Genomic DNA, 13312 nt, shown 5'->3' with positions numbered 1-13312 from the left:
CCGGGTTCGTCACCTGTGTGCCGGCGGTCCCGCTCTCGCGATCGGGTCCGGCATCGAAGCAGTCGCCAGGGTCCGGCTCACCCGATGCCGGACGACAACCGACAACTGAAGGTACCTACAACCATGGCTGTTGTGACCATGAAGCAGCTGCTCGACAGCGGCACCCACTTCGGGCATCAGACCCGGCGCTGGAACCCCAAGATGAAGCGGTTCATCTTCACCGACCGCAATGGCATCTACATCATCGACCTGCAGCAGACGCTGACCTACATCGACAAGGCGTACGAGTTCGTCAAGGAGACCGTCGCGCACGGCGGCTCGATCATGTTCGTCGGCACCAAGAAGCAGGCGCAGGAATCGATCGCCGAAGAGGCGACCCGCGTCGGCATGCCGTACGTGAACCAGCGCTGGCTCGGCGGCATGCTCACCAACTTCTCCACGGTGCACAAGCGCCTGCAGCGCCTCAAGGAGCTCGAGGCGATGGAGCAGACCGGTGGGTTCGAGGGTCGCACCAAGAAGGAAATCCTGATGCTGACCCGCGAGAAGAACAAGCTCGAGCGGTCGCTCGGCGGTATCCGCGACATGCAGAAGATCCCCAGCGCGATCTGGGTGGTCGACACGAACAAGGAGCACCTGGCGGTCGCCGAAGCCCGCAAGCTGAACATCCCGATCATCGCGATCCTCGACACCAACTGCGATCCGGACCTGGTCGACTACCCGATCCCGGGCAACGACGACGCAATCCGGTCAGCCGCGCTGCTGACCAAGGTGGTCGCGTCCGCGGTCGCCGAGGGCCTGCAGGCCCGTTCCGGCGCCGGTGCCGGTGGCGACAAGTCCGATTCCGAGGCCGCGGAGCCGCTGGCCGAGTGGGAGCAGGAGCTGCTGGCCGGTGCCACGGCGTCGCCGACCGCGGCCGGTGCCGCGCCGGGCACGCCCGAGGCCGACATCCAGACCGAACCCACACCCGCCCCGAATCCCTAGGACACATCTATGGCTAACTACACCGCTGCCGACGTCAAGCGCCTGCGGGAGCTGACCGGCGCCGGAATGATGGACAGCAAGAATGCGCTGGTCGACGCCGACGGCGACTTCGACAAGGCTGTGGAACTCCTGCGCATCAAGGGTGCCAAGGACGTCGGCAAGCGCGCGGAGCGCGCCACCGCCGAGGGCCTGGTGGCCGCCAAGGACGGCGCGCTGATCGAACTCAACTCCGAGACCGACTTCGTCGCCAAGAACGCCGAGTTCCAGGCCGTCGCCGACCAGATCGTGGCCGCCGCGGCCGCGGCCAAGGCGGCCGACGTCGACGCCCTCAAGGCCGCCAAAGCCGGTGACACCACGGTCGAGCAGGTCATCGCCGACCTGTCGGCGAAGATCGGCGAGAAGCTCGAGCTGCGTCGTGTCGCCTACTTCGACGGCACGGTCGAGACGTATCTGCACAAGCGCGCCGCGGACCTCCCGCCGGCCGTCGGTGTGCTCGTCGAGTACACCGGTGACGACAAGTCGGCCGCGCATGCGGTCGCGCTGCAGATCGCGGCGCTGAAGGCCAAGTACCTCACCCGTGAGGACGTGCCCGAGGACATCGTCGCCAACGAGCGTCGCATCGCCGAGGAGACGGCTCGCAACGAGGGCAAGCCCGAGCAGGCGCTGCCCAAGATCGTCGAGGGCCGTGTCACCGGCTTCTACAAGGACGTCGTGCTGCTCGACCAGCCGTCGGTGTCCGACAACAAGAAGACCGTCAAGGCGCTGCTCGACGAGGCCGGCGTGACCGTGACCCGGTTCGTCCGGTTCGAGGTCGGTCAGGCCTGACCCCAGCTCCGCGACGCGGCCCCCGGAACCTCGGTTCCGGGGCCGCCTGCGTAGGAAGTGGACAAGCGCCGGAAGCGGCGCGGTGTTTTGCCAGAACCGCGCGGCCGGGTCCGGCAATCGTCGATCGCGACAATAACTCGGTGCTGGGAGGTTTGCGGGTCATGGCGCTGCGGCGCGCCCACCCTTTTGCCGGATCTTCGTTCAGGCGCACGTAGCAAAGTTCTGACTGGTCGTTTGTATCGTCCCGTCACGACGTCACAGCGCCAAATGCCGACAGATGCCGACGTGCGGAGTTAACCTCTTGTCGTGGAGGCGGCCGAGATAGCGACTGGTCAGCGATGACCGACATCGTGGATGCTCCGCGCGCGGCAAAGGTGCCTTCGCATCGCGCCGGAGACGATCCGCAGCTGGGTCTCGAGTTGGTGTATGCGCCGCGCCGCAAAGGACGCGGGTCTTTCGTCATCGCGACGATCGACCTGTCGACGGCATCGCTGGCGGTGGCGGTCGGGATGACGTGGGCGAACCACAACGCCGACCGTCTGCCGCCGAGCTGGATGATGTGCTTCTTCGCGCCCACCGTGGTCTCGTTGTTCGCGATCCGCGGCCTCTACAAGCGCTCGCTGAACCGTTCCTTCCTCGACGAGCTGCCGAAGATCGAGGCCCTGACCTCCGTCGCGGCCATGCTGCTGCTCAGCGGGTTGGTGCTGAATCCGGACATCGACGGTGTGTCCCGCGGCCCCGCCGTGGCCAAGGTGTGGATGAGCGCGGCGGTTCTCATCCCGCTCGGCCGCTTCTTCTGGTTCCTGATCCGCAACCAGCAGTTCCGCCACAACCGGCTGATTTCGCCGACGCTCATCGTGGGCAACGGCAAGATCGCCGCCAAAGTGGTGGAGCGGCTGGAGGTCACCCCCCAGTACGGCCTCCGGCCGATCGGGCTGATCGACGACGATCTCCCCTCGATGGGCCTGGACCGCGACAAGCCGGCGAGCATCCCGTATCTGGGCAAGCTCGACGGCCTCGAGGACGCGATCACCCGGACGGGCGCGCAGTGTCTGATCGTGGCGTTCTCGCGGACCCGTGACGAGGCCATCACCGCCGCGGTGAAGGTCGCGCACAAGCGCGGTGTGGCCGTGTGGATCGTGCCGCGGATCTTCGACACCATCGGTGTGCACGCCCACATCGACCACATCGGCGGCCTGCCTCTGATCGCGGTCCCGAGCACCGATCCGCGCGGCTGGCAGTTCGCGGTCAAGCACATCTCCGACCGGGTGGTCGCGGCGCTCGGCCTGCTGCTGATCTCGCCGCTGTTCCTCACCCTGATGCTGCTGGTTCGGCTGAGCTCTCCGGGGCCGATCTTCTTCGGCCAACCGCGGATCGGCCGCGATGGCCGCGTCTTCCAGTGCCTGAAGTTCCGTTCGATGCGCCCGCCGAGCGACTCCGACGCGGCGTTCCAGCGCGGTGCCGACCGCGCGCCCGGCGGTGTCGAGGGGGAGGACCGCCGGACCCGGATCGGCAAGATCCTGCGCGCCACGTCGCTGGACGAGCTGCCCCAGCTGATCAACGTCATCCGGGGCGAGATGAGCCTGGTGGGCCCGCGGCCGGAGCGCCCGGAGTACGTCGACCTGTTCAACGTCCAGATCGCCCGCTACGGCGACAGGCACCGCGTGAAGGCGGGGATCACCGGCTGGGCCCAGGTGCACGGTCTGCGCGGCCAGACGTCGATCGCCGACCGCGCCGAATGGGACAACTTCTACATCGAGAACTGGTCGCTGTGGCTGGACTGGAAGATCCTGGCCATGACCGTCGGGGCCGTGTTGCGCCGCGCTGAGTGAGCCGCCCGCCCCGACGCTCCACCCCGGTACGCTTTGGTACCGTCGCGCCATGGACCGTGTTGATGCTTTCGGCGACGACGCCCTCGGCGACCTGGATGCGGTGGGTGCAGTGGAGGCCATGCGGGCCGGATCGGTATCGGCGGCGGAACTCGTCGATGCCGCCATCGCCCGTGCCGAGGCGGTGAATCCGGCGCTCAACGGCATGGCCTACGAGGCGTTCGACCGTGCGCGGGCCCGAGCCCGGCAGGCGACGCGCTACGGCGGCTACTTCGACGGGGTGCCGTCGTTCATCAAGGACAACGTCGCTGTCGCCGGGATGCCCACCCGGGAGGGCGCCGATGCCTGGGAGGCCCACCCCGCCCCCGTCGACGGTGATTTCGCCCGCGCGTACCTGGCCACCGGCCTGGTCCCGCTGGGCAAGACGCAGCTCTCCGAATTCGGTTTCAGCGCCTCGGCCGAACATCCCCGGCTGGGCCCGGTGCGCAACCCGTGGAACGTCGAGCACACGGCCGGTGCGTCGTCCTCCGGTTCGGGTGCGTTCGTCGCCGCAGGAGTGGTGCCGATCGCCCACGCCAACGACGGCGGCGGTTCGATCCGAATCCCGGCCGCGTGCAACGGCCTGGTCGGCCTCAAACCCTCGCGCGGACGCCTGCCGTTGGACAAGAACGTGCGCCAGATGCCTCTGCGCATCGTGCACAACGGCGTTCTCACCCGCTCGGTGCGCGACACCGCGGCGTTCTACCGGGAGATGGAACGCATCATTGCGGCCCCGAAGCTGCCGCCGGTCGGCGACGTCACCGGTCCCGGCCCCGAACGCCTGCACATCGCGGTGTGCACCAGGTCGATCTCGCGCGACTCGTCGCCGGAGATCACCGAGTCGACGCTCGAGACCGCGACCCTGCTCGAGGAGCTCGGGCACCGGGTGAGCGTGATCGACAACCCCATACCCCCGCGGTTCATCGACGACTTCCTGCTCTACTGGTCGTTTCTCGCCTTCGCGTTGGTACGCGGCGGGCAGCGCATGTTCGGGGAGACGTTCGACCGCGCCAAACTGGACAACCTCACGCTCGGCCTCGAGCGGCACGCCGCGCGCAATCTGGTCCGCCTGCCGACCGCGCTGGCGCGGCTGGCGCGTACCCGCCGGATCACGTCCCGGCTGCACGCCACGTACGACGTGCTGCTCACGCCGACGCTTGCCGACGCCACGCCACGCATCGGGCACCTCGATCCGACGGCCGACTATCAACAGGTGATCGACCGGCTCATCGACTGGGTGGCGTTCACGCCGCTGCAGAACGTGACGGGGGAACCGGCAATCTCGTTGCCGCTGGCGCACTCTGCGTCGGGGCTACCGGTCGGCATGATGTTCGCCGCGCCGCTCGGGCAGGACGCCCGGCTGCTCGCGCTGGCCTACGAACTCGAGCAGGCGCGGCCCTGGCGCATGATTTCGCACTGACCGCCGACGAAATCCGTTGTGGGCCCGACACCCTGACGTAACGGGACCCGCGGTGAATTAACACCGACGACATTGCCGGCGGTGCCCGCCGTTACGTTGTGCTCGCAGCATCGCTTCTCGTGGAGACCAGTCAGGTCGGCGACGCGCCCACGGTGGTCCGATCGCCGCAGATCGCGGTCGGCTCGCAGAACACGGTTCTGTGCCTCGTCCGGTTCGCCCTGGCCAACATCCGGCGGCGACCCGAGCGGTTCGTGCTGTCGGTGCTGGGCATCGCGCTGGCGATCGCCTGCGTCACAGTGGTACGCACCGTATCGGCGAGTTTTGCGATCACCGGCGAGAATTCGGTCACCGACGTGCTCGCCGGCGGTGCGCTGTGGGTGGTGCCCGCCGCCGGTGTGCACTACGACCCATCGGCTCAGGCGTTGGTCGCCGACGGCCCCGCACCCGACATCGCCGCCCCTGCAGGCTGGGGGGCGATCCGCATCCTGTCGGGCGTGACTCAGGTGAACGGCCAGTCGGTGTCGCTGCGCGGAAGCGACACCATCGCCGCCGGCGAGGCATCGGTGGGATCGGGCCTGGCCGGGCGGCTCGGTCTCGGCGCCGGTGACCGCGTCACCGTCGGTGGACAGAGCCTGCAGGCCACGATCGACGACGCCGGGGAATCCCTGACCGTGCCCACATCGGTAGCTGAAAGCATTGTGGGACAGCATGGTTGGTGGATCGTCTCGGCGCCGGCCGGATCAGCACAGCGCCGCGACCTCGCGCAGATCTTCGGGGCCGCGGTCGGTCTGCCGTCCACCCCGGATCCGGCGGTGCGACCCGACCCCGCCGGTGCCGGTCTCATCTATGACACCGTCGGAGGATCCGGCCCGCTGACCTTCGAGCAGAAGTTCTCGGGACTGTTCTCCGGCAAGGTGACGGGATCGACGCTCGGCCTGATCTCCACCATCGGGCTTGCGCTCGGCTTCGTGATCGCGGTCTCGTCGTTCCTCGCCGCGGTCACCGAGCGGCGGCGCGAATTCGGCATCATGTCGAGCATCGGACTGGCCGACGAGGTGCTGTACTTCTTCCTGGTCGAATCGGCGATCGTGTTCCTGGCCGCGTATGTCGTCGGTATCGCTGCCGCTGGAATCGCTGTGGCCGTCGTGATCCCGGGAATCGCCACACCGACGGCATGGCTGCAGGGCGTCGCGATGACCGCGATGTTCCTCCCCGCGATGGCGATCGTCGGCGCGCTGGTCCCGGTGCACCGGCTGCTGCAGCAGCGACCCGTCGCACTGCTGGGAGCGCGATGATCGGCAACGGTTTGTCCTACGGGTGGCTGGCGGCCCGGCGGCGCATCCGCGAGATGGTGCTGCCGGCCGTCACCACCGCAACCGGCGCGTATCTCGTCGTGCTGGTGTTCGGAATGTCGGACGGCATCCGCACCCAGTCCGCCGCGCTGGGCCACGCCGACGAGATCAGTCGCGCGGTGGTGCTGATCGCCGTGACCGTGCTGCTGGTCGGCGTCGCCGAGGTGGCGGTGGCGACCACCCGGACCGTGGCGCACCGCACCCGGGAGCTGGGGGTGCTTGGCGCCAACGGCATCCCGCGGGCACCCGTCGTCGCGGCGCTGCTCGTCGAACCCGTGATCGCTGCACTGGCGGGAGCTTTGATCGGCGCCCTGCTCGCCGTACTCACCGGCGCCGTGCTCGTCGCAGCCGCGATCGTCGGCACCGGGGTGTCGACGGTAGGGCTGGCGCTCGGCGCCGGGTTGGCCGTCGCGGTCAGCATCGTGGCGGCGCTGGCCACCAGCGTCGTGCCCACGTGGAAGGCAGCCTCCCGTCCGCCCATCGGATCGCTCACCGAAGGAAGCTGACATGACCGCACCGGTGATCGAGATCTCGGACGTGTGGAAGCTGCACAAGCTCGGCGACGAGGTGGTCAAGGCGTTGATGGCCGCCGAGCTGACCGTGCAGCCCGGCGAATTCGTGTGTCTGATGGGGCCCAGCGGCAGCGGCAAGTCGACACTGCTCAACATCATCGGCGGATTGGACCGGCCGACCAAGGGCACCGTCCGGGTCGCGGGCAAGGACACCGCGCAGCTGACCGAGAGCCAGTTCGCGGCGCTGCGCCACGACACGGTGGGCTTCATCTTCCAGAGCTACAACCTGATCCCGTTCCTGTCGGCGGTCGAGAACGTCGAGCTGCCACTGATGTTCGAGCCCTACGACCGCGCCGCGCTGCGCCAGCGGGCCATCGAGCTGCTCGAACTGGTGGGCCTCGGTCACCGGATCGACCACCAGCCCACCAAGATGTCGGGCGGCGAGCAGCAGCGCACCGCGATCGCGCGGTCGCTGATCAGCAATCCGACGCTGGTGCTGGCCGACGAACCGACGGCCAATCTGGATCACCGCACGGGGGAGACGGTGGTGCGGATGCTGCGTGACCTGTGCTCGACCATGGGCGTCACCGTGGTCGCGAGCACCCACGACCCCACGGTGGCCGACGAAGCGAGCCGTGTCGTCCGAATGAAAGACGGACAGATCGTCAACTGACACAACAGATGTGGGAGAAGGCATGACACAGACAGAGCCCGCGCCGCCTGCCGGTCGCGACACGCTCATGACCACCGAGCTGGTCCCCGAGCAGATCCTGCCCAAGGTGATGACGACCTTCGGTCTGACGGCGGCGTACGTGTTCATCATCTGCTGGGTCACCGGTTCGTCGGTGATGGCAGCCGGTGGCTGGACGGCGATCCCGATGTGGGTACTCGGCATCCTGACGTTCCTGATCCCCGCCGGCATGGCCGTCGTGGAGCTCGGCAACCTGTGGCCGGGACAGGGCGGGGTGTACATCTGGGCCACCCGCACGATGGGCGAGACATGGGGATTCATCGGCGGATACCTGTCCTGGGTGCCGGTGATCCTCAACGCGGCGTCGTCGCCCGCGGTGATGTTGCAATTCCTGCTGCTGGCCTTCCACGCCGAGCTCGGCCTGACCACGAGCATCATCCTGCAGCTGGTGATCCTGTGGACGGTGATCGGTCTCGCGCTGGCGAAACTGGCGGCCAGTCAGCGGATCATGAACATCGTCTTCGTCGTGTACGGCCTGTTGACGCTGACGATATTCATCTCCGGTCTGTTGTTCGCGGTCAAGAACGGCTCGGCCACCCCGTTCAGCTGGGCCGAGGCCACCATCCCCAACTTCGCCGTCGCCGGCTTCCTGTACGGCACCGTGCTGCTGTACCTGCTCGGCGTCGAGACGCCGTACAACATGGGCGCCGAGTTCCTCTCGGTGCGCAAGAGCGGCCCGAAGATGATCCTGTGGGGGTCGGCGGCGCTCGTCGCGATCTATCTGCTGACCACGCTCGGCACCATGATGGCGTTGCCCACCGACGAGATCGACCCCGTCACCGGTGTCATCGGCATGCTCGACGTCGCGGGCTTCCCCGGATTGATGGAGGTCTGCGCGATCGTGCTGGCCTTCATCATCATCGTCGCGTTGATGACCTACCAGGTGGCCTACTCCCGGCTCATCTTCGTCTCGGGTCTCGAGCGGCATCTGCCGCGTCTGTTCACCCACCTGAATCCGCGCACCCGCAACCCGGTGACCGCCATCCTGATCCAGGGTGTCATCTCGTCGTTGATCCTGGTCGGGCTGTACTCGCAGAGCAGCATGGCCAACGTCACGATCTACCTGCAGGGCGGGCTGTCCACGGTATGGCTGCTGTCCGGGTTCTTCTTCCTGTTCCCGGTGATCATCGCGCGCCGCAAGTACGCCGATCGCTATGCCAATGAACAGTTCTGGCGCATCCCCGGTGGAATGACCGGCGTGTGGATCACCGTCGCCGTCGGCACTCTCGGCACGATCGGCGGCGTGTACTACTCCTTCGTCACGCCGTGGATCGACGTGCCGGCGGCGACGTGGATGACCTGGGTCGGCGGCATCAGCCTGGGCATGTTCGCGCTGGGCCTCACCGTCTACGTGTTCGGGCGCCGCTCGGCGCACAAGGTCTCACAGGAAGACGCGCTCGCCCACCTGGCGGTCTTCGATCTCACCGGCAGCGACGAGAAGGAAGCAGAGGTTACCGACAAGTGACGATGGAGGACACCCGCACGGCTGGTGCGGAATCGGCTGGTGCGTCCGGCCGTTATCCCCTCGACCCCCTCACCGGCGCCGAGATCGAGGCCGCCGCGGCGGTGCTCATGGCGAGCGAGTTCGCTACGCCGACATTGAAATTCGTGATGATCTATCTGGCCGAGCCGGCAAAGACCGCCTCACTCACCTTCGCCGGGGCCGACGGCGTCGCGCGGTGTGCGTTCGTGACGATGTACGACGCCGCGGCCAAGATGATCTACGAGGCGGTCGTGGACCTCGACGCGCGCGTCATCGAGTCGTGGACGCCCATCCCCGGCCGCTTCCCCTCCTACCTCGTCGAGCACATGACCGGGGTGGAGGAGAAGGTCCGCGAGGATCCGCGGTGGCAGGAGGCGATGCGCAAGCGCGGGGTCACCGACTTCAGCCTGGCGATGATCGACCCGTGGCCCGCCGGCTACTACGGCAGCCAAGACCACTACGACAACTCCCCGCTGATCTGCCGGCCGCTGACGTTCATGCGGGTGGCGCCGTCCGAGCACGGGTACGCCCGTCCGGTCGAAGGCCTCATCGTCACCTTCGACCTCGATGCCATGGTGGTGGTCGACGTCGAGGACCACGGCGTGGTGCCGCTGCCGCCGACGGCGGGCAACTACTCCGAGAAGTTCATGTTCGACCCCGACAACCGGCCGGCCTTCACCGAGTTCCGGCCCGACGTCAAGCCGATCGAGATCACCCAGCCCGACGGGCCCAGCTTCACCGTCGACGGATGGAACGTGACGTGGCAGAAGTGGTCTCTGCGCATCGGATTCAACCCGCGCGAGGGTGTCACGCTGCACGAGGTGACCTATACCGACCGCGGGCAGACCCGGCCGATCCTGTACCGGGGCTCGCTCTCGGAGATGGTGGTGCCCTACGGCGACACGTCGCCCACGCACTGGAACAAGAACGTCTTCGACATGGGTGAGGTGGGCATGGGCTTCTCGGCCAATCCGCTGACCCTGGGATGTGACTGTCTTGGTGAGATCCACTACTTCGACGGCACGGTCAACGACTCCAGCGGCAATGCGGTGACCATTCCCAACGCGATCTGCATGCACGAGGAGGACTACGGGATCTCCTGGAAGCACACCGACTTCCGCACCGAGGAGGTGGAGGTGCGGCGATCCCGCCGGCTGGTCATCTCGATGATCTGCACCGTCGGCAACTACGAGTACGGCTTCTTCTGGTACTTCTACAACGACGCCTCGATCGAGGTGGAGGTGAAGCTCTCGGGCGTGCTGACGACCGGGGCGGTTCTCGACGGGGAGTCGCCGCGCTGGGGCAAGTTGGTGGCGCCGGGCATCTACGGCCCGAATCATCAGCACTTCTTCAACTTCCGGCTCGACATGAGCGTCGACGGGCCGAACAACAGTGTGTACGAGGTCGATTCTGTTCCCGAGCCGGATTCGGCACTCAATCCGCACCGTAACGCCTGGATCGTGCAGGACACGCTGGTGGCATCCGAGGCCGGGGGAGCGCGGGACTGGAACTGGTCGACGGGCCGGTACTGGAAGGTGACGAACCCGTCGAAGGTCAACGAACTGGGCAGCCCGGTGGCATACAAGCTGGTGCCCAGGGACATCGTGCCGGTGATGGTGCAGGAGGGGTCCCACATCTACGACCGGGCCCGGTTCGTGCAGCACAACCTGTGGGTGACCCGGTACGACCCGAAGGAGATGTTCGCCGCGGGCGACTACATGTACCAGTCGGCGGACATGCAGGGCCTGCCGGAGTTCATCGCCGACGACGCCCCGCTGGAGAACACCGACGTCGTGCTCTGGTACACGTTAGGCGCCCACCACGTCGTGCGGCCCGAGGACTGGCCGGTGATGCCGTGCGCCTACGCCGGCTTCCACCTCAAGCCCATCGGCTTCTTCGACGGCAACCCGGCGCTGGACCTGCCGCCGTCACCGCCCAAGGCCTGCCACGCCAACCATGCCGGGCTGCCGGTCGCGGAGCGCGCGATGGAGTCCTAGCGTCAGGCTCAGCGGAGTTCACGCTCCGCTGAGCCATCGTCGTGGGTGATCAGGCCGTCACGCAGTACCGTTCCAGTTTTTGAGCACCGCCAGCTTGGACCACGGGATGTGGTTCATGTCGTAGTAGTCCCAGGTGAGCCCGGCGTTGACCCACACCGAACCCGGGTTGGACGACGTCGCGCCGGGCACCGCCTCGAAGCTGAAGCTCATCCGTGCCCCGCCAATGTCGCCGGCGTACGCGCCGTAAGTCTGCAACGTCTTGGCGATTACCTTCTCGCCGGGCGTGATGCCGGGGATGGCGTCGACATTGATCGACGGGTCGAGCTGCACACGGTAGCCCTCGGGCATGGGGACTGCCACACCGGCCCAGTTCTGCCCGTCCGAATTGCCTGCAGGATAGACGTATCCAGGTCCGGCGATGTCGGTTGCGAAGAACAGTGCGTGGTTGAGTCCGGTATTGGCAGCGATAGCGGCACTGAACTCGGCCGCTGTGACAACGCCGGCGTAACGGGCGAGCTCCGTCGCCGTGGAGCCGGTGCCCTTCTGGTCGATGCCGTTGCCGTTGAGCTCCGTGATGCCACCCCAAGAAGCCGACCACGTGTTGGTCGCGCTGTCGAACTTGGCCTGCCACAAGCCGAACGCCTTGCCGGATATGGGATCCAGTACCGCAAGGTGACTGTCCGTGCCAGCTGGCAACTTCGTTCCGAGCGGGATCGGCACTGTGTAGGACCCGAACGGATCGCTTCCCCACGGTTTCGTGAACTTCACGTCGTAACGCGGAGTGCCGCTGGTGATCGCCGACGCAGGAATCAAGGTGACACCGTACTCGTATAGGTTGGCACCCTGGTTCGCATCGGCTGCGGAGAGATAGCTCACCCACGTTGCACTGTTGGTTGCCAGCACGGGGTTCGACGGGATCTTCGTCCAGAGCCAATCCGCCTGTTGAAAGAAGCTGGGAGTCCCCGAACTCGGCGGCGTGGTCGTTGGCGGTGGCGGTTGCACGGTGGATCCGCTGGCCATGACTGTCACCTGATCGAGTCGCAGGTTCCGGTTACCGCGCCATCCCCAGCTGTTGTTCGTGAAGGCGATGCTCACCTTGTACGTTCCGGCAGGCTTCGCTACGGCAACCGTGTAATCGGTCCATGACGTCGATGACACCGAGGTCGTCAATACAGTCACACCGTCGATCGAAACCGTCATCGTCGGTGCACCTCGGTACTGGTCTCCCTTGGCGCGGATGACCAGGCTGCTGAACGCCGGAACGGAAAGGCTCGTGGAAATGGAGCCGTTGCTCGACAGGAGTTTCGCTTTACCGCCCGCGGCAGCGGGATCGTCATACGTCTTGCCGGCGCTCAAGGGAGAAATGGCCATGGATTCGGCTTGAACGATCACGTTGTCGGTGACGGTGACGGCAGCGGCGGTCAGGGCCGTGATTCCGCCGGTGGTCACAGCGGCCTTCGCCTTCACCGGTTCACCGGCAAAGGTCGGCTGGCCCGCGGCAGGAACGCCGACGTCGACGATCTCGGTGGAGGCGTGCCCACTCCGGGGACGAAGGAACCCGAAGAGACCATGGACGTGAGCGTCACCCGCGTCGGATACGGTCACCGTGAAGGGATCCGGTCCGGTGAAACCGTCTTCCGGGTCGTAGACGAAGGTGTCGTCTGAGTTGACGGTAATCTGACCGCGTGCCGGCGTGGTCGCTGTGACCGCGAGCTGATCGCTGTCACCGTCAGCGATGTCGAGTTGGCCGGAGATGTGGTTTCTTCCCTCGACAGTGCCCCGAATCTGTCGGCCCGCCCAGGCCAATTCGGCCAAAATCGAAGGCGCGCCGGCAGGAGCCTCTGGAGCAGACGGTGTGCTCGGCGGAGGGCTCAGAGTCTTGACCGTGGTCGTCGCTTCGGCGTCGTTGTTCCGATCTCTGCCGAGGTTGACGGACGGCCGGTCGTTCCGAGACTTTCTTGGCTCGGCATCGTCACGCGCAGGCCTTGGCCTCCTCGACGCTGTTGTTCTCCGCTCGTCAGAGGTTTTCGCACCGGTCTCGGTGGCCGCTCCACCTCTGTCGGAACGCGCTGATCGCCGGGTAGAGCCCGGTCCGGCGGACTGTTCGTGGGAGGCGCCGCGAT

10 protein-coding genes are annotated in these 13312 nt (G+C 66.8%); 9 read left to right on the top strand and 1 reads right to left on the bottom strand.

The window, feature by feature from the left end; all coding sequences use genetic code 11:
- Nucleotides 1-123: 123 nt before the first annotated feature.
- From rpsB to G6N45_RS22145, 9 genes are all read left to right on the top strand, one after another.
- The gene (gene rpsB / locus G6N45_RS22185) at nucleotides 124-981 is read left to right on the top strand and encodes a 30S ribosomal protein S2 (protein WP_163724811.1); all 858 of its coding nucleotides are present in this window, start codon (nucleotides 124-126) and stop codon (nucleotides 979-981) included.
- Nucleotides 982-990: 9 nt separating this feature from the next.
- Entirely contained in the window at nucleotides 991-1806 is an 816-nt protein-coding gene (tsf, locus tag G6N45_RS22180; protein WP_057147490.1) for a translation elongation factor Ts, read from the top strand.
- A 338-nt stretch (nucleotides 1807-2144) separates the two neighbouring features.
- Entirely contained in the window at nucleotides 2145-3638 is a 1494-nt protein-coding gene (locus G6N45_RS22175) for a sugar transferase (protein WP_163724808.1), read from the top strand.
- Nucleotides 3639-3687: 49 nt separating this feature from the next.
- A complete protein-coding gene (locus G6N45_RS22170) occupies nucleotides 3688-5094 on the top strand; it encodes an amidase (protein WP_163724805.1) in 1407 nt (468 codons plus the stop codon).
- Between the two features lie 119 nt (nucleotides 5095-5213).
- On the top strand, nucleotides 5214-6389 hold the full coding sequence (locus tag G6N45_RS22165; protein ID WP_163724802.1) for an FtsX-like permease family protein: 1176 nt from the start codon (nucleotides 5214-5216) through the stop codon (nucleotides 6387-6389).
- Nucleotides 6386-6952, top strand: a complete 567-nt coding sequence (locus G6N45_RS22160) for an ABC transporter permease (RefSeq protein WP_163724800.1) — start codon at nucleotides 6386-6388, stop codon at nucleotides 6950-6952. The genes G6N45_RS22165 and G6N45_RS22160 overlap by 4 nt, the downstream gene beginning before the upstream one ends.
- Nucleotide 6953: 1 nt before the next feature.
- Nucleotides 6954-7631, top strand: coding sequence for an ABC transporter ATP-binding protein (locus G6N45_RS22155; protein WP_163724765.1), 678 nt, complete (start codon nucleotides 6954-6956; stop codon nucleotides 7629-7631).
- A gap of 22 nt (nucleotides 7632-7653) precedes the next feature.
- The gene (locus G6N45_RS22150) at nucleotides 7654-9174 is read left to right on the top strand and encodes an APC family permease (protein WP_163724761.1); all 1521 of its coding nucleotides are present in this window, start codon (nucleotides 7654-7656) and stop codon (nucleotides 9172-9174) included.
- Nucleotides 9171-11189 carry a primary-amine oxidase gene (locus G6N45_RS22145; RefSeq protein ID WP_163724756.1) on the top strand — a complete coding sequence of 673 codons (2019 nt, stop codon included), beginning with the start codon at nucleotides 9171-9173 and terminating at the stop codon, nucleotides 11187-11189. Before G6N45_RS22150 ends, G6N45_RS22145 begins: the two co-directional genes overlap by 4 nt.
- Before the next feature lie 57 nt (nucleotides 11190-11246).
- Here G6N45_RS22145 and G6N45_RS22140 read toward each other — a convergent pair whose 3' ends face one another.
- A complete protein-coding gene (locus G6N45_RS22140; protein WP_163724755.1) occupies nucleotides 11247-13004 on the bottom strand; it encodes a carbohydrate-binding domain-containing protein in 1758 nt (585 codons plus the stop codon).
- Between the last annotated feature and the right edge of the window lie 308 nt (nucleotides 13005-13312).

Origin of the sequence: Mycolicibacterium psychrotolerans, from assembly GCF_010729305.1 — a bacterium.
In the GTDB taxonomy this organism is placed as follows: Bacteria; Actinomycetota; Actinomycetes; order Mycobacteriales; family Mycobacteriaceae; genus Mycobacterium; species Mycobacterium psychrotolerans.
The sequence above is the reverse complement of the archived record's forward strand: the minus strand, read 5'-3'. Positions and strand labels throughout refer to the sequence as shown.